We start from the raw sequence: 17,190 nt of genomic DNA on the forward strand, positions 1-17,190 counted from the left end.
AGTCGGACCGGACGGCCGGCGGGGCGGGCGCGCCGCCCCGCCGGCGGCTCCCCGGCGCGCCCGGGAGCCGCCGGGTAGGGTCGAGCGGGTGAGCCAGGACCCCAGCGGACGGCTCCCGGCGGCGTTCCTCGTGCCGGGCTCCTCGTCCTTCACCGACTTCGTGCGAGACCACGCCCCCGAGGTGCTGCCCGGCGCCCGGCGCCTGCCCGCCGCCGGCACCGGTGCGCTGACCGGCGGCCCCGGCGCGGGCCAGCCGCCGCACGCCACCACCATTGTGGCGATCGTGTCCGCCGACGGCGTCGTCGTGGCCGGCGACCGGCGCGCCACCGCCGGCAACGTCATCGCCCAGCGCGACATCGAGAAGGTCTTCCCCGCCGACGACCACTCCTGCGTGGGCATCGCCGGCACCGCCGGGCTCGCGATCGAGATGGTGCGCCTGTTCCAGGTCGAGCTCGAGCACTTCGAGAAGCTCGAGGGCGCCCTGATGTCCTTCGAGGGCAAGGCGAACCGCCTCTCCGCGATGATCCGCGGGAACCTCGGCCTGGCGATGCAGGGCCTGGCCGTGGTCCCGGTGTTCGCCGGCTACGACCTGGCCGAGGGCCGCGGGCGCATCGTCAGCTACGACGTCACCGGCGGCCGCTACGAGGAGGTCGACCACCACGCCGTCGGCTCCGGCTCCGTCTTCGCCCGCGGCGCGCTGAAGAAGCTGTTCCGCCCCGGCATGAGCGGTGACGAGGCCGTGCGGGTGGCCGTGGAGGCGCTGTGGGACGCCGCCGACGACGACTCCGCCACCGGCGGCCCGGACCTGCTGCGCCGCATCTGGCCCGTCGTGGCCCAGGTCACCGCCGACGGTTTCCGCCGCCTGGGCGAGGACGAGCTCGCCGAGGTCGTCCAGGACGTCGTGGCCGGCCGCACCGGCAACCCCGGCGGCAACCCGCTGGCCGGCACGACACGGACGTCCGCGCAGCAGGGAGGTGCCACCGCATGAGCGTGCCGTTCTACGTCTCGCCCGAGCAGGTGATGAAGGACAAGGCCGACTTCGCGCGCAAGGGCATCGCCCGCGGGCGGGCGGTCGTCGTCGTCGCCTGCGCCGACGGCATCGTCTTCGCCTCCGAGAACGCCTCCAGGGCCCTGCACAAGATCTCCGAGGTCTACGACCGCGTCGCCTTCGCCGCCGTCGGCAAGTACAACGAGTTCGAGAACCTGCGCGTGGCCGGGGTGCGCTACGCCGACCTGCGCGGCTACTCCTACGACCGCAGCGACGTCACCGCCCGCGGTCTGGCCAACGCCTACGCGCAGACCCTGGGCACCATCTTCACCACCGAGTCCAAGCCGTACGAGGTCGAGCTCGTCGTCGCCGAGGTCGGCGCCACCGCCGACCAGGACCAGGTGTACCGGCTCACCTACGACGGCTCCGTGGCCGACGAGCACGGCTACGTCGCCATGGGCGGTTCCGCCGAGCAGATCACCGCTCACCTCGCCGAGCGCTGGCAGCCGGGCATGGACCTGCCCGCCGCCCTGCGCCTGGCCGTGCGGGCCCTCGGCTCCGACGCCGCCGCGGCCGCCGCCGGCTCCGGTCCGCGCGCCATCGCCACCGACCAGCTCGAGGTCGCCGTCCTCGAACGCGCCCGCACCCGCCGCACCTTCCGCCGCCTGGGCGCGCCCGCGCTGGCGGACCTGCTGGGCACCGGCGGCACGGACGCCGGGACCGGCTCCGGCACGGAGCCCGGGGCGGGGGAGAGCACCGGCGCACCCGACGGCGGCACCGCCGTGCCCGGCCCCGACACCCCGCCCGAACCCCCCGCCTGAACCCCCGCCTGAGGGGCCGGCGCACCAGCCGCCGGAACACCCACCGGCACCCCGTCGGCCCGGTAGCGCGTTTCACAGCGCTACCGGGCCGTTCCGCACCTATGGTGGGCAGATGGACCGCCGGATCTTCGGGTTGGAGACCGAGTTCGGCGTCACCTGTGCCTTCGAGGGCCAGCGCAAGCTGTCCCCGGACGAGGTGGCCCGGTACTTGTTCCGCAAGGTCGTCTCGTGGGGACGCTCGAGCAACGTCTTCCTGCGCAACGGCGCCCGCCTGTACCTCGACGTCGGCTCGCACCCCGAGTACGCCTCACCGGAGTGCGACGACGTGCGCCAGCTCGTCGTGCACGACCGCGCCGGCGAACGCACCCTCGAGGGCCTGCTCGTCGACGCCGAGCGCCGCCTGGAGGAGGAGGGCATCGCCGGGGAGGTGTTCCTCTTCAAGAACAACACCGACTCCGCCGGCAACTCCTACGGCTGCCACGAGAACTACCTCGTCTCCCGCCACGGCGAGTTCGGGCGCCTGTCCGACGTCCTCATCCCGTTCCTGGTCTCCCGCCAGCTCGTCGTCGGCGCCGGCAAGGTCGTGCAGACCCCCCGCGGGGCCACCTACTCCCTGTCCCAGCGCGCCGACCACATCTGGGAAGGCGTCTCCAGCGCCACCACCCGCTCCCGCCCCATCATCAACACCCGCGACGAACCCCACGCCGACGCCGAGAAGTACCGTCGCCTGCACGTCATCGTCGGCGACTCCAACATGTCCGAGACCACCACCATGCTCAAGCTCGGCTCCACCGACCTGGTGCTGCGCATGGTCGAGGAGGGCGTGCCGCTGCGGGAGATGACGCTGGAGAACCCCATCCGCGCCATCCGCGAGATCAGCCACGACCCCACCGGCCGCCGCCCCGTGCGCCTGGCCAACGGCCGCGAGGCCAGCGCCCTGCAGATCCAGGAGGAGTACCTCACCAAGGCCAAGGACTTCGTCGAGTCCCGCGGCCTGCACACCCCCACGATCAAGCGCGTCCTGGACCTGTGGGAGCGCGCCCTGCGCGCCGTGGCCACCGGCGACCTCGGCCTCGTCGACCGCGAGGTCGACTGGGTCATCAAGAAGAAGCTGCTGGACCGCTACATGGCCAAGCACGACCTGGACCTGACCAGCCCGCGCATCGCCCGCCTGGACCTGGCCTACCACGACATCCACCGCGGCCGCGGCCTGCACTACCTGCTCGCCGCCCGCGGCATGGCCGAGCGCGTCTGCTCCGACATCGAGGTCTTCGAAGCCCTCTCCGTGCCCCCGCAGACCACCCGCGCCAAGCTGCGCGGCGACTTCGTGCGCGCAGCCCAGGACAAGCGCCGCGACTTCACCGTCGACTGGGTGCACCTGAAGCTCAACGACCAGGCCCAGCGCACCGTGCTGTGCAAGGACCCCTTCCGCTCCGTCGACGACCGCGTCGAGCGCCTCATCGCCAGCATGTGACCCCACCGCACGACCCAGGCACACCCGCGGCACCCCCTCACGCCCCGTCAGCCGGCACCGAGCGACCTGTCAGCCACCGCCCAGGGACCGCGGCTAGGGTGCTGAAGACCGATCCCACGACCGTGAGGACCCCCGCCGTGCCCCGCCGCATCGCCGCCCTGCCCACCGCCGCCGTGGCGCTCGCCGTCGTCCTGGGCGGCTGCGCCTCGGAGCCGGAAGCGCCTACGCCCGCGGAGCAGAGCGCCTCGGCCACCGAGCAGGCCACCACCGTCGAGCCGGCCGCCGTCGCCGACCTGCCGGTCACGGTCACCGGCGAGGCGAACCCCGCCGTCGCCCCCGAGGTGCAGATCACCACGCCGCTGACGGTGGAGGAGACCACCCGCGAAGTCGTCGTGCAGGGCAACGGCGAGGAGGTCACCGCCCAGGACGAGGTCCAGTTCGCCTACGCCCTGTACGCCGGCTCCACCGGTGAGCTGCTGGACTCCAGCTACGGCGGCACCGACGCCCGCTTCGAGCTGGCCGACGTCACCAAGGGCATCGCCCGTGGCCTGGTCGGCGCCCACGTCGGCGACCGCCTGGCCATCGCCATCGCCCCCGAGGACGGCTTCGGCGAGGCCGCCACCCAGTTCGGCAAGGAGGGCGTGGACGCCGAGACCACCTTCGTGCTCGTCGCCGACGTCGTGCGCCTGATCCCCGACCAGGCCACCGGCGAGCGCGTGGACGCGCCGGCGAACCTGCCCTCCGTGGACGTCGACGAGCAGGGCGTGCCCACCGGCGTCACCGTCTCCGACTCCACCCCGCCCGCCGACACCGTCGCGCAGACCCTCATCAGGGGCACCGGCCCCGAGGTCACCAGCGGCATGCGCGTGAAGATGCAGTACGTGGGCGCCACCCTGGCCGACGGGGAGGTCTTCGAGAGCTCCTGGGACGCCGGCCAGGCGTTCGAGACCACCATCGGCACCGGCCAGGTCATCGCCGGCTGGGACGAGGGCATCGTCGGGCAGACCGTCGGCAGCCGGGTGCTGCTCGTGATCCCCGCGGCCGACGCGTACGGTGAGAACCCCACCGGCGGCCAGCCCGCGGGCGCGCTGGTGTTCGTCGTGGACATCCTCGACGCGTACTGAGGCCCACCCCCACCGACAGGAGCTGCACCCTTGACCGAGCGCACCAAGCCCGAGGTCGACTTCCCCGGCGGCGAGCCGCCCACGGAGCTGCAGATCACCGACGACATCGTCGGCGACGGCCCCGAGGCCGTCCCCGGCAGCACCGTCAGCGCCCACTACGTCGGTGTGGCCTTCAGCACCGGCGAGGAGTTCGACGCCTCCTGGAACCGCGGTCAGCCGCTGGACTTCCCCCTGGGGCGCGGCATGGTCATCGCCGGCTGGGACCAGGGCATCGCCGGCATGCGGGTGGGCGGGCGCCGCACCCTCGTCATCCCGCCGCACCTGGGTTACGGCGACCGCGGCGCCGGTGCGGTCATCAAGCCCGGCGAGACGCTGATCTTCGTGGTGGACCTCGTCGGCGTCAGCTGACCTGCCCCACCCCGCCCGCGACGCCCCGGGCCGCCCACCGGCGGTCCGGGGCGCCCACCGGCGGTCCGGGGCGTCGCGCGTCCGCCCCGTCCTCCCGCCCGACCCGCGCACCCCGCGGACGGCCCGCTCAGCCGAGCAGCGCGGCGGCGTGCCGGCCGGCGACCGCGGCCGCCACGAACGCCGCCCGGTCCTGCTGCGGCCCGCGCCCCATCGTCGACAGCGGCACCGGGCACGCCCCCAGCGCCTCGTCCAGCCCCGCGGTGCCCACCTCGACCAGGCGGTGCCGGCCCACCGGCGCGCACAACGCCCGCGCCTGCTCGCGCACCCCGTCCCAGAACCCGCCCGCCTCGTCACCCGCGGCGGGCACCGCCACGTCCACCGGCGCCAGCGCCACCCGCCCCACCGCGGTCGCCGAGTGGTGCGACAGCCCCCGGTGCCGCTCGCGCGCGTCCGCCTGCGAGACCCGCAGCGCCGCCACCGCCCGCCCGCCCAGCACCGTCGCCGCGTTCAGCGCCTCCCCGGCCGCCACGCCCGAGAACCCCCACCGCGAACCGGTGCCCAGGTTCCCCGGACCCTGCGCCACCACGAGCACGTCCGCACCGGCCACCAGCCGCGCCGCCAGCATCCCGGTGTGCACGGTGGCCGCCTCCAGGTCACCGCCGAAGCTCTGCCCCGTGCTCACGCACGCCGCCAGCCACCCCGCCTCCCGCAGCCCCGCCACCGCCCGCGAGAACGCCGCCGGCAGCGCGCCGCCGTCGGTGAGCACGTACACCACCCGCGCCCCCGGCTCGTGCGAGCGCACCCCGGCCAGCACCGCCGGCAGCGCCGAGTGCAGGTCCGCCACCACCACCGGGGCGCCGCCCAGGTCGTCCGCCCCGGCCAGCGCGTCGTGGTGCTCGGACTCCTGCTCGTCCACCCCCAGCACCATCGCCTGCAGCGGCGTGTACCGCGCCTTCACCAGGTGCCCCGGACCCGCCGGCGGGTCCGCCGGCAGCGCCTCGGGCAGCGCCACCACCATCGCGTACCCGCCCGTGCCCAGCCCGCGCGCCAGCGCCGCGGTGTTCAGCAGCACCCGGTCCCCGGCGACCGGGCACCCCACCAGCTCCACGTACGCCAGCGCCCGCACCACCGCCCCCGGCGCGTCCGCGGCACCGCCGTCCGCCTCGGGCCCGGCAGACCCCCGCGGCGCGGTGTCCACCCGCACCTCGCACTCCACCGCACCGGGCCACCGCCGGCGCACCCCCGTCACCGTCCCCGCTCGCCACCGCAGCACGCCGACGAGGCTAGGGGGTACCCCTGCCCGACGGGCCCGGCGCGCCCGGCGCACCCCGCGGCTCCCACCCGGCCCCACCCGCGCCCCGACGTGCGGACGCGCCCGCACCGCGCACCGCGGACGGAGCCTCGTACAGCCAGCGCGCCCCCACCCGCAGCGCCAGCGCGTGCAGCACCAGGGGCACCACCACGCCCAGCACCGTCCACAGCAGCGGCGCCCACCACGGGCGAGCACCACCGGCCGCACCCACCGCCACCCCCGTCGCCACGCCCGGCGCCACGCCCGTCGCCGCTGCGGCGGCCACCACGGCGCTCGTGGCCACCCCCACCACCAGCTCGTGCGCCAGGTACACCGGCAGGGTCCGCCGCCCCAGCCACCCCGCGCCAGCACCGACCACCCCCGGCGCCCGCGCCAGCAGCACCGCGAACGCCAGCCCGCACACCACCGCCAGCACGCTCAGGGCGCTGGCCGCCCCCGGCGCCCGCAGCCCCCCGGCCCCGTGCGCCACCAGCGCAGCGGCCCCCACCGCGCTCAGCACCGCCGCCGGCACCGTCCCCAGCGACGTCAGCAGCCGCAGCAGCAGACCCCTCAGGCACCAGCCCAGCAGGAAGAACACGAAGCACCGCGCCATCTGGTGCCACACGTAGTACGGCGCGCGCACCCACAGCTCACTGGCAGCCACCGACAGCAGCGCCGCCGGCACCAGCAGCCACGGCGCACGCCGCCCCAGCGCCCGCGCCGCCACCGTGAACACCGCGAGCGCGTACAGGTACCACAGGCCCGTCGTCGGCCGCACCGGTGCCAGCAGCAGCGGCACCAGGCTGTCCGTCTCCCACGGCTGGAACCGCGGCGTCACCGCGCTGAACACCGCAAAGCGCACCAGCGACCACAGCACGAACACCCACAGCAGCGTCACCAGCCGCCCGCGCACCAGCGCACCCCACGACCGGCCGGCCGCCGACGAGGCCAGCACCCCGGACACGCAGAAGAACAACGGCATCCGCAGCAGCACCAGCTCACCGTTCACCGCCCGCCACCACGCCGGCAGCAGCCCCGCCGCGTCCAGGTGCAGCACGGCGTGGTGCAGCACCACCAGCGCGATCGCCACGCCGCGCGCCACGTCCAGGGCGGGCAGCCGCCCGGCGGGCCCCGCGCGCAGGGGAGGGGGACGCACGGCGGACGGCCTCCCGGTGGCAGGGGACGAGACGGGACGAGCTGGGACGGGCCGCACGGCGGAGCAGGCGCGGCGGGACGCGCGCCGGAACGCGCGGCCGCCGCCGGGTGCGCCGACCCCGGGGTCCGGTAGCGTCCAGTCCACCATGGCCAGCTCCGGAACCAGCAGCGGCGCGGCCGCCGCCGCCCGCGGCGCACGGCGCACCGAGCGCCTGCTCAACCTCGTCATCGCCCTGTCCGCCACCCGCCGGTGGCTCACCAAGGAGCAGATCCGCGCCGCCGTCCCGCAGTACGCCGACTGCGCCACCACCGTCGCCTTCGAGCGCATGTTCGAGCGCGACAAGGAGGACCTGCGCGAGCTCGGCGTGCCCCTGGAGGCCGGCGGCGAGGACCCCCTCTTCGGCGACGAGGCCGGCTACCGCATCGACCGCGACGCCTACGCGCTCCCCGAGATCGACTTCACCCCCGCCGAGCTGGCCGTGCTCTCCCTGGCCAGCCGCGTGTGGCAGCAGGCCAGCCTCGCCGGCCCCGCCACCCGCGCCCTCGTGAAGCTGCGCAGCCTCGGCGTCGAACCCGACGAGTCCTCCCTCGTCGGCCTCGAACCGCGCGTGCGCACCAGCGAACCCGCCTTCGACCCCCTCTACGCCGCCACCCGCGACCGCGCCCCCGTCTCCTTCGCCTACCGCCGCGCCGGCGCCGAACCCTCCACCCGCCACGTCGAGCCCTGGGCCATCGTCAGCTGGCACGGCCGCTGGTACCTCGTCGGCCACGACCGCGACCGCGACGCCACCCGCGTCTTCCGCCTCTCGCGCGTCTCCTCCGCCGTCAAGCGCATCGGCCGCCCCGGCTCCTACGACGTGCCCACCGACGTCGACCCCCGCGAGGTCGTCGCCGGCACCGTCGGCGAGCGCGCCACCCGCCGCGCCCGGCTCCTCGTGCGCACCGGCAGCGCCCTGGCCGTGCGCCGCCGCGCCGTCTCCGTCACCCCCGCACCGGCCCCGGCAGCCGACCCGCCCGGGGACGACGCCCCGGGCGCGGACCTCGTCGAGGTCGACGTCGCCGACGTGGAGGTCGCCGCCGACGAGCTGGCCGCCTACGGCGACGCCGTGCTCGTCCTCGACCCCGCACCGCTGCGCGACGCCGTCCTGCGACGCCTGCGCGGAGCCGCCGGCACCAGCCCCGACCCCGCCCCCGCGGGAGCCGCCCCGTGAGCGGCAGCGCCTCCACCGAACGCCTCTCCCGCCTGCTCGCGATGGTGCCCTACCTCCTGCGCCACCAGGGCCTGCCGCTGGAGGAGGCCGCCGAGCACTTCGGCATCACCACCGACGACCTCGTGCACGACCTCGAGCTCCTCTTCGTCTGCGGCACCCCCGGCCACCTGCCCGACGACCTCATCGACGCCCGCTGGGACTCCGGCCGCGTCTACCTCTCCAACGCCGACCCCATCGCCCGGCCCGCCCGCCTCGCCGTCGACGAGGCCGTCGCCCTCCTGGTGGGCCTGCGCACCCTCGCCGAGGTCCCCGGCCTGCACGACCGCGACGCCCTCGCCGGCGCCACCGCCAAGCTCACCGAGGCCGCCGGGGAAGCCGCCGGCCGCGCCGCCGAGGCCGCCGGCGCCGTGCGCGTGGACGTGCGCACCGGCGACGACGCGGCGCTCGCGGACGTCCTGGCCACGTGCCGGCGGGGCCTGGCCGGGCACCGCCGCCTGCACCTGGCGTACCTGGTGCCCAGTCGCGACGAGCGCACCGAGCGCGACGTGGACCCCATGCGCCTGGTCACCGTCGCCGGCCGCTGGTACCTGGAGGCGTGGTGCCACCGTGTGGAGGGGGTGCGGCTGTTCCGCCTGGACCGCATCGAGGCCGCGCGGGTCCTCGACGCCGACGGCACCCCGCCGGCCGGCGCGGTCTCGCGCGACGTGCACTCGGACCTGTTCCGCCCCAGCCCGGACGACCTCGTCGTCACCCTCGACCTGGCCCCGCAGGCGGCGTGGGTGGTCGACTACTACCCGGTGGAGTCGGTGCAGCCGGCCCCCGAAGACGCGTGGGAGCGCGCCTCGCTGCGGGTGCGGCTGCGCGCGGCGGACACCCGGTGGGTGCGCCGGCTGCTGCTGCGGCTGGGCGCCGGTGCCCGCGCGGTGGACCCGCCGGAACTGGCGGTCGAGGTGCGCGAGGCCGCCCTGGCGGCCCTGGCCCGCTACGAGCTGCTGGACGCGGGCAGCGCCGGGGGGCCAGCGGGGGAGCCGGGGCCGGGCCCGGGGGCCTGACCCCGCCACCCCTGCCTTTCGTGCACGCCTGCTCACGGAGTGTGCCAATCTGGCGCGAGAAGGGCGTTCAAGGATTTCCAGGTCCGTGCCGAAGCAGTGGTGTCGGACGGCGGGACAGCCGCCCACACCACGAACGGAAGGTGCGAACCATGACCACGATCAAGGCTTCTTGCCCCTGCTGCGGCGATGTCGAGCTCACCCCCAAGCAGGTCCGCCTCGTGGTCTGCTCCGCCAAGGACCGGTCCTTCTACGCCTTCGCCTGCCCGCAGTGCCGCGACGAGGTCCGCAAGGCCGCCAGCGAGGACGTCGTCGCCCTGCTGGTCTCCGGCGGCGTCGCCGTGGAGCGCTGGATCATCCCCGCCGAGGCCATGGAGGAGCACCACGGCGCCACCATCGCCTGGGACGACGTCCTCGACTTCGCCCTCGTGCTGGACGGCTGCGACGACCTGGCCGGGCTCGCCGCCCGCAGCCTGCGCTCGGTGCGCTGACCCCTCCGGGAGCGCGCGGCGCCCGTCCGCGGCTGGGAGATCCCTGAGAACCCGCTGCCCGATCGCGTGGCGGCCCCACACCGCCACGCCGGGGCCGTACGATGAGGGCGCACCGTCCCCCTACGGAGGTTGATCACCATGGGCGCCTTGAAGCCCTGGCACATCATCGTGCTCGTCGTCGTCCTGCTGCTGCTGTTCGGCGCCAAGCGCCTGCCCGACGCCGCCCGTGGTCTGGGCCGCTCGCTGCGCATCTTCAAGAGCGAGGTCAAGGAGATGCAGAACGACGACGACGACGTCGCCGAGCGCGACACGACGTGGAACCCGAAGGCCATCGACGAGGGCCGCGTCAACGGCACCGACCCCCACGTCAACGGCAGCCGCAGCAGCGAGGCGCCCAGCGCCTCGCGCGAGCGCTGATCCCGCGCTGACCCGCTGAACCGCTGACAGGAGGCTCCGGCGAGGTGGCTGTCACGACCTTCCGACGGCGACGCCCGCCGAGGGACCCGGAGGGGCGCATGCCCCTGCGCGAACACCTGGACGAGCTGCGCAAGCGGCTCTTCCGGGCCGCCCTCGCGGTCGTCGTCGGTGCCGCGGCCGGCTGGTGGCTGTGGCCCAACGTCGTCCTGCCCCTGCTGGCCAGGCCGGCCGAGACGATCGACGGCGTCGAGCTGAACTTCGCCACGACGCTGGGCGTCCTCGACGTCCAGGTCAAGGGTGCGCTCTGGGTGGGCCTCATCGTGGCCGCCCCGATCTGGATCTACCAGCTCTGGGCGTTCGTCACGCCCGGGCTGACCAGGAAGGAGCGCGGCTACGCGATCGGCTTCGTCCTGGCCGGGTTCCCGCTGTTCCTCGCGGGCATCGCGCTGGCGTACTTCATCCTGCCGACGACGATGGAGCTCATCACCTCGTTCACCCCCGACGGGGTGAACAACATCATCGACACGCCGAACTACCTGTCGTTCGTCATGAGGCTGCTGCTGGCGTTCGGCATCGCGTTCCTGCTGCCGGTGCTCCTGGTGGCGCTGAACTTCGCGGGCCTGGTCCCCGGCCGGGCCATCCTCAAGCAGTGGCGCATCGTCGTCTTCCTCTGCTTCGTCTTCTCGGCGATCTTCACGCCCACCCCGGACGCGTTGACGATGATCCTCATGGCGATGCCGCTGATCTTCCTCTTCTTCGTCGCCATCGGCGTGTGCCTCGCCAACGACAAGCGCCGCGCGAGGAACGACGACACCCCGGACTACTCGAAGCTGTCCGACGAGGAAGCCAGCCCCCTCTGAGCGCCCCCGGGCCCGTCGGGCTGCTCGTGAACCCCACCGCCGGGCGCGGGGCCGGTTTCGCCACCGGTGCCCGCGTCCGCGCCGAGCTTCGCCGCCTCGGCCACGACGTCGTCGACCTCACCGGCCCCGACCTGCCCACGGCCCGCCGGGCCGCGCGCGAGGCCGCCCGTGAGGCGCAGGCCCTCGTCGTCGTCGGCGGTGACGGCCTCGTCCACGCCGCCGTGCAGGGGGTCGCCGGCACCTCGACAGCGCTGGGCATCGTGCCCGCCGGCACCGGCAACGACATCGCCCGCGGACTGGACCTGCCGCTGGGTGACCCCGTCGCCGCGGTCGCCGGCCTGTCCGGCGCCCTGCGCGCCGGCCGGCACCGCGACCTGGACGCCGTGCGGGTGCGCACCACCACCGGCACCCGCTGGTACGTCAGCATCCTCGCCTCCGGGGTGGACGCCCTCGTCAACGAGCGCGCCAACTCCTGGCGGTGGCCAGCCGGCCCGGCCCGGTACACCCTGGCCGCCGTGCGCGAGCTGGTCACCGTGCGCGGGGTCCCGCTGCGCATCGAGCTCGACGACGGGGTCCTGTGCGGCCGCGTGCTCCTGGCCGCCGTCGCCAACACCCGCTGCTACGGCGGCGGCCTGCTCATGGCCCCGCACGCGGACCCCGCCGACGGCCTGCTCGACGTCGTGGTCGTCGACGACCTGCCCACCGTGCCCGCGATGCGGCTGTTCACCCGGCTGCGCCCCGGCGAGCACCTTCGCTCACCGGCCGTGCACGTGCACCGCACCCGGCGGGTGCGCCTGGAACCGCTGGAGGAGCCCCGCTCCTCCCGGCGCCCCGCCCGCACGCCCCACCCGCACGCCGACGGTGAACCCGTGGGCGACCTGCCCCTGACGTGCGAGGCGGTGCCCGCCGCCCTGCGCGTGCTCGCCTGACCCCGTGCTCGCCCGCCCCCGCGCTCCGGGGCCGCCGCGCACCGGTGGTGGCCGTGACGTACTGTCGCGCACATGGCCAGCCCCGCGGAACGTTACGCGGCAGCTCGCCGTCGCAGCGAGGAGTCGCGCACCCAGCTCGCCCAGTTCGCGAGCACGCTCGGCTTCGACCTCGACGGCTTCCAGCTGCAGGCGTGCCAGGCCCTCGAGGCCGGCCGCGGCGTGCTGGTCGCCGCCCCCACCGGTGCCGGCAAGACCGTCGTCGGCGAGTTCGCCGTGCACCTGGCCTTGAGCACCGGCCGCAAGGCCTTCTACACCACGCCCATCAAGGCGCTGAGCAACCAGAAGTACGCCGAGCTCGTCGAGCGCCACGGTGCCGCCAGCGTCGGCCTGCTCACCGGGGACAACTCCGTCAACGGCGAGGCACCCGTGGTCGTCATGACCACCGAGGTGCTGCGCAACATGCTCTACGCCGGCTCGGCCCTGCTCGACGGCCTCGGCTACGTCGTCATGGACGAGGTGCACTACCTCGCCGACCGCTTCCGCGGCGCCGTGTGGGAAGAGGTCATCATCCACCTGCCCACCGACGTCCTCGTGGCGTCGCTGTCGGCGACGGTCTCCAACGCCGAGGAGTTCGGCGCCTGGCTGGGCACCGTGCGCGGCGACACCGAGGTCGTCGTCTCCGAGCACCGCCCGGTGCCGCTGTGGCAGCACCTGCTCGTCGGCACCGAGCTGTACGACCTGTTCACCGACCCCGCCGGTGACCCCCTCGAGGGCGACGAGGGCTCCCTCGTGCCCGGCGCCATCGTCAACCCCGAGCTGGTGGCGATGTCCCGCCAGCAGCTGCGCAACGACCGCCTCGCCTCCGCCGGCCGCGGCCGCGGGCGGGGGAGGGGGCCCGGTCGCTCCCGCCCCGGCGGCGGCCGCTACGCCGCCGGCCCGCCCGGCGGGCGCACCCCCAGCCGCGCGCAGGTCCTGGAGGTCCTGGACAGCGCCGGCCTGCTGCCCGCCATCACCTTCATCTTCAGCCGTGCCGGCTGCGACGCCGCCGTGGCGCAGTGCGTCGCCTGGGGGCTGCGGCTGACCACACCCGAGGAGGGCCGGGAGATCCGGGCGATCGCCGAGGAGCGCTGCGCGGAGATCCCCTCCTCCGACCTCGCCGTGCTGGGCTACTGGGAGTGGCTCGACGGCCTCGAGCGGGGACTGGCCGCCCACCACGCGGGCCTGCTGCCCGTCTTCAAGGAGACCGTCGAGCAGCTCTTCGCCGACGGCCTCGTCAAGGCGGTCTTCGCCACCGAGACCCTCGCCCTCGGCGTGAACATGCCCGCCCGCTCCGTCGTGCTCGAACGGCTCGTGAAGTGGAACGGGCAGACCCACGTCGACGTCACCCCCGGCGAGTACACCCAGCTCACCGGCCGCGCCGGCCGCCGCGGCATCGACGTCGAAGGTCACGCCGTCGTCCTCTGGAGCGCCGGCACCGACCCCGAAGCCGTCGCCGGCCTCGCCTCCCGGCGCACCTTCCCGCTGCGCTCCAGCTTCCGGCCCACCTACAACATGGCCGTCAACCTCGTCGAGCAGGTCGGCCGCGAACGCGCCCGCGACATCCTGGAGACCTCCTTCGCCCAGTTCCAGGCCGACCGCGCCGTCGTCGGCCAGGCCCAGCAGATCCGCGACCAGCGCCGCGCCCTGGCCGGCTACCGCGAGGCCATGACCTGCCACCTCGGCGACTTCGCCGAGTACTTCGCCCTGCGCCAGCGCGTGGGCGAGCGCGAGAAGGAGCTCTCCCGCGTCGGCGCCTCCCAGCGCCGCGCCGAGGCGCGCCGCTCCGTGGAGCAGCTCAGCACCGGCGACGTCGTGCGCCTGCCCGGCGGGCGCCGGGAGGCCTTCGGCGTCGTCCTCGACCTCGTCGCCGGCAAGGGCTTCGACGGCCCCTCCCCGCGCGTGCTCAGCCAGGACCGGCAGGTGCGCACCGTCTCCGCGCACGACTTCACCGCCGAGGTCCTCCCCGTGACGCGCGTGAAGGTCCCCAAGGCGTTCAACTGGCGCAGCCCCCAGGCCCGCCGCGACCTCGCCTCCTCCCTGCGCAACGCGCTCGCCCAGGTCGGCGGCGGCGACGTCCCGCCCCGCCGCCGCGGCGGCGGGTCAGCGCAGGAGGACCCGGCGTTGGTCGAGCTGCGCGAGCGGCTGCGCGCCCACCCCTGCCACGGCTGCACCGACCGCGAGGAGCACGCCCGCTGGGCCGTGCGCGAGGAGAAGCTGCACCGCGACACGGAGGCGCTGCAGCGCAGCATCGAGGGCCGCACCGGCACCATCGCCCGCACCTTCGACCGCGTGTGCGACCTCCTCGCGGAGCTGGACTACCTCAGCGACGACGGCACCGCCGTCACCGACGCCGGCCGCACCCTGCGCCGCATCAACGCGGAGACCGACCTGCTGGTGGCGCAGTGCCTGCGCCACGGCGCGTGGGCGGGCCTGGGGGCGGCCGACCTCGCCGCGGCCGTCTCCACCCTGGTCCACGAGTCCCGCCGCGACGAGGGCGGCGCCCCCGAGCGCGTCCCGCGCCGTGCCCAGGACGCCATCGAGACCACCGTGCGGCTGTGGAGCGACCTCACCGACCGCGAGGCGCAGCACAAGGTGCCCGCCACCCGCGAACCCGACGCCGGCCTCGCCTGGGCCGTGCACCGCTGGGCCTCCGGCCACCGCCTGGACGCCGTGCTGCGCGACGCGGACCTGGCCGCCGGGGACTTCGTGCGCCGCTGCAAGCAGCTGGTGGACCTCCTCGACCAGGTCGCCTCCGCCTCCCTCGACCCGGCGGTGCGCTCCGCCGCCCGCGAGGCCGTCGACGCCGTCCGCCGCGGCGTCGTGGCGCACACCTCCCTCACCTGACGCACGGACCCTCACCCTCGACCGCGAGGTGAGGGTGAGGGGTCAGGACGCTCCGGCCGCACCCGCCAACGCCACCACGACCCGGTCCACGCTCGAGGCGAGCCCCCAGCGCGACACCAGCTCCCGCAACCGGGCCGGGTCGGCCGCCTCGCGCGGCAGCGCCCCGCCCACCCGCGCCACCGGAGCGTCCGCGACGGTGCGCACGACAGCCGGCGCGGCGTCCAGGTAGGCGCCCGCCTCCAGCAGCCTGCGACGCCGCCCCGCCGGCAGGTCCGGCGCCGCCGAGGCGGCTGCTGCCCGCACCCCCGCCAGGTCCCCGTACCGGGCCAGCAGCGCCGCCGCCGTCCTCTCCCCGATCCCGGCCACCCCCGGCAACCCGTCGGAGGGGTCCCCGCGCAGCACCGCCAGGTCCGCGTACGCGGCCCCGCCCCGCACCCCGTGGCGCTCGGCCAGCCACGCCTCGTCCACCAGCTCGCCCTTGCGCACCCCCCGGCCCACGTACAGGACCGCCACACCGGCCGCGTCGTCGACGAGCTGGAACAGGTCCCGGTCCCCGCTGACCACCAGCACGCCCCCGCGCCCGCCGGCCGCGACCGCCCGGGCGGCCAGGGTCGCGATGACGTCGTCGGCCTCGAACCCCGCACAGCCCACCCGGGCCACCCCCAGCGCCGCCAGCACGTCCACGATCACCGGGACCTGCGGCCCCAGCGCCGCCGGGGCGTCCTCGCCCCCCTCGGCACCCACCCGGTGCGCCTTGTACGACGGCAGGGCCGCCACCCGGAACGCCGGGCGCCAGTCGTCGTCCCAGCACACCACCAGCCGCTCCGGACGGTGCTCGGCGACCAGGAACGCCAGCGCGTCCAGGAAGCCGCGCACCGCGTTGACGGGCGTGCCGTCGGGCGCGGTCAGCGACTGCGGCACGCCGTGGAACGCGCGGTAGTACAGCGAGGCCGCGTCCAGCAGGAGCGTGCCGACGGCGCGGGACGAGGCCGGGGGAGCGGGGGAGGTGGAGGCTGCGGGGGAGGTGGAGGCTGCGGGGGGCACGCGCGCGATCCTCCCACCCGTCTGTGCAGGTCCTCCGGAGGTTGTGGGCGGCACCGACGAGCGGGGGACGCACCGGGCGCCCGCGTGCCGCACCCTGGTGGTAGTGCCCCGCACGCACCGGTGAGCGGGGCCGAGACCGAGGAGGGGTCCGCAGTGCACACCACCGACAGCACCACCCGCACCGCCCGGCAGGGACGTCGGCGCCGCCTGGCGGTGCTGGCCGGTTCCGGCGCGACGGCGCTCGCCCTGGGCCTGAGCGCCTGCGGCGGCCAGGACGAGCCCGCTTCCACGGGGGCCGTCAGCACGCAGCTGAGCGCGTACGAGGTCGTGCAGGCCTCGGCCGAGCGGTCCAGCACCGCCGGCAGCGCGAAGTTCGCCTTCACCGTGGACGCGGCGGGTGGTGGCGAGAGCGCGACCGTCAGCGGCGAGGGCGCCTTCGACGCCGCCGAGCAGGAGGTGCGCCTGGACGTGAGCCTGCCCGCCGCGGCCACCGGCGCCGCCGGGGGCGGGGGAGAGGTGGAGGTGCGCCTGGTCGAGGACACCGCCTACGTCTCCGGCGCCCCGCTGACGGGGCAGGGCCAGTGGGTGCGCCTGCCGCTGGACGCCGCCGCCACCGCGGGCGTCGACACCAGCACCCTGGACCCGTCCCACCAGCTCGAGCAGCTGAAGGCCGTGGCCGACGACGTGCGTGAGGTGCCTGCCACCGACGTGCGCGGGGTGCAGGCGCGCGGCTACGCCGGCAGCATCGACATGGTCAAGGCGCTGGAGCAGCTGCCCGCCGAGCAGCGCACCGCCGAGGCGGAGCAGGCCGCCGCCGAGGTCGGCAGCGTGCCGTTCACCCTGTACGTCGACGAGGAGAACCGCCCCGTGCGACTGGTCGTCGACGCCGTCGGCCCGGAGGGTGCCACCGCCACGGTGAGCATGGACTACTACGACTGGGGCAGCGACGTCGACGTGACCGCTCCCGACCCGGCCTCCGTCGTGGAGCTGCCCGCCGGGCAGATGCCGGTCCAGGAGGGCGCGGCGGCCTGAGGCGAGTCGCGCG

At 75.6% G+C, this 17,190-nt stretch carries 16 protein-coding genes; 13 read left to right on the forward strand and 3 right to left on the reverse strand.

The genetic code is table 11. From position 1 onward, the window contains the following. The first annotated feature begins 88 nt into the window (after nt 1–88). From prcB to MN205_RS04335, 5 genes are all read left to right on the forward strand, one after another. Nucleotides 89–988: a proteasome subunit beta gene (gene prcB / locus MN205_RS04315; protein ID WP_242124632.1), complete on the forward strand. Its 900-nt coding sequence runs from the start codon at nt 89–91 to the stop codon at nt 986–988. Beyond that, the gene (gene prcA, locus MN205_RS04320; RefSeq protein WP_242124635.1) at nt 985–1,809 is read left to right on the forward strand and encodes a proteasome subunit alpha; all 825 of its coding nucleotides are present in this window, start codon (nt 985–987) and stop codon (nt 1,807–1,809) included. The genes prcB and prcA overlap by 4 nt, the downstream gene beginning before the upstream one ends. A 112-nt stretch (nt 1,810–1,921) precedes the next feature. Continuing rightward, nucleotides 1,922–3,283 carry a Pup--protein ligase gene (gene pafA / locus MN205_RS04325; RefSeq protein ID WP_242124637.1) on the forward strand — a complete coding sequence of 454 codons (1,362 nt, stop codon included), beginning with the start codon at nt 1,922–1,924 and terminating at the stop codon, nt 3,281–3,283. A gap of 122 nt (nt 3,284–3,405) precedes the next feature. Further along, nucleotides 3,406–4,407, forward strand: coding sequence for an FKBP-type peptidyl-prolyl cis-trans isomerase (locus MN205_RS04330; RefSeq protein WP_242124639.1), 1,002 nt, complete (start codon nt 3,406–3,408; stop codon nt 4,405–4,407). Nucleotides 4,408–4,437: 30 nt separating this feature from the next. Next, entirely contained in the window at nt 4,438–4,815 is a 378-nt protein-coding gene (locus MN205_RS04335) for an FKBP-type peptidyl-prolyl cis-trans isomerase (RefSeq protein WP_242124640.1), read from the forward strand. Between the two features lie 127 nt (nt 4,816–4,942). On the opposite strand, the gene MN205_RS04340 is transcribed toward MN205_RS04335, so the two are convergent. Both MN205_RS04340 and MN205_RS04345 read right to left on the reverse strand, forming a co-directional pair. Beyond that, nucleotides 4,943–6,088 (reverse strand): DUF3866 family protein, encoded by a 1,146-nt coding sequence (locus MN205_RS04340; RefSeq protein ID WP_242124642.1) that lies wholly within the window; start codon nt 6,086–6,088, stop codon nt 4,943–4,945. Between the two features lie 10 nt (nt 6,089–6,098). Continuing rightward, nucleotides 6,099–7,262 (reverse strand): acyltransferase family protein, encoded by a 1,164-nt coding sequence (locus MN205_RS04345; RefSeq protein ID WP_242124644.1) that lies wholly within the window; start codon nt 7,260–7,262, stop codon nt 6,099–6,101. Nucleotides 7,263–7,407: 145 nt separating this feature from the next. Between MN205_RS04345 and MN205_RS04350 the strand changes: the two genes are divergently transcribed. The 7 genes from MN205_RS04350 (at nt 7,408) to MN205_RS21155 (ending at nt 15,101) form a co-directional block, all read left to right on the forward strand. Then, a complete protein-coding gene (locus MN205_RS04350; protein ID WP_242124646.1) occupies nt 7,408–8,472 on the forward strand; it encodes a YafY family protein in 1,065 nt (354 codons plus the stop codon). Beyond that, nucleotides 8,469–9,524 (forward strand): YafY family protein, encoded by a 1,056-nt coding sequence (locus MN205_RS21505; protein WP_242124648.1) that lies wholly within the window; start codon nt 8,469–8,471, stop codon nt 9,522–9,524. Before MN205_RS04350 ends, MN205_RS21505 begins: the two co-directional genes overlap by 4 nt. A gap of 149 nt (nt 9,525–9,673) precedes the next feature. Further along, entirely contained in the window at nt 9,674–10,012 is a 339-nt protein-coding gene (locus MN205_RS04360; RefSeq protein WP_242124649.1) for a hypothetical protein, read from the forward strand. A 138-nt stretch (nt 10,013–10,150) separates the two neighbouring features. Continuing rightward, on the forward strand, nt 10,151–10,429 hold the full coding sequence (gene tatA, locus MN205_RS04365) for a Sec-independent protein translocase subunit TatA (protein ID WP_242124651.1): 279 nt from the start codon (nt 10,151–10,153) through the stop codon (nt 10,427–10,429). 98 nt (nt 10,430–10,527) lie between these two features. After that, nucleotides 10,528–11,289 (forward strand): twin-arginine translocase subunit TatC, encoded by a 762-nt coding sequence (gene tatC, locus MN205_RS04370; RefSeq protein ID WP_242124653.1) that lies wholly within the window; start codon nt 10,528–10,530, stop codon nt 11,287–11,289. A 26-nt stretch (nt 11,290–11,315) separates the two neighbouring features. Then, complete coding sequence (locus tag MN205_RS04375; RefSeq protein WP_242124655.1) at nt 11,316–12,218, forward strand: diacylglycerol kinase family protein; 903 nt, start codon at nt 11,316–11,318, stop codon at nt 12,216–12,218. Nucleotides 12,219–12,290: 72 nt separating this feature from the next. Continuing rightward, nucleotides 12,291–15,101, forward strand: coding sequence for an RNA helicase (locus tag MN205_RS21155; protein WP_305037159.1), 2,811 nt, complete (start codon nt 12,291–12,293; stop codon nt 15,099–15,101). Nucleotides 15,102–15,143: 42 nt separating this feature from the next. Here the strand turns inward: MN205_RS21155 and MN205_RS04390 are convergent, their stop codons facing one another. Continuing rightward, nucleotides 15,144–16,145: a 5'-3' exonuclease H3TH domain-containing protein gene (locus MN205_RS04390; protein ID WP_242124657.1), complete on the reverse strand. Its 1,002-nt coding sequence runs from the start codon at nt 16,143–16,145 to the stop codon at nt 15,144–15,146. A gap of 153 nt (nt 16,146–16,298) precedes the next feature. Between MN205_RS04390 and MN205_RS04395 the strand changes: the two genes are divergently transcribed. Beyond that, the gene (locus MN205_RS04395) at nt 16,299–17,177 is read left to right on the forward strand and encodes a hypothetical protein (RefSeq protein WP_242124659.1); all 879 of its coding nucleotides are present in this window, start codon (nt 16,299–16,301) and stop codon (nt 17,175–17,177) included. Nucleotides 17,178–17,190 lie beyond the last annotated feature (13 nt).

It is taken from the genome of Kineococcus sp. TRM81007 (assembly GCF_022669155.1).
Lineage (GTDB): Bacteria > Actinomycetota > Actinomycetes > Actinomycetales > Kineococcaceae > Kineococcus.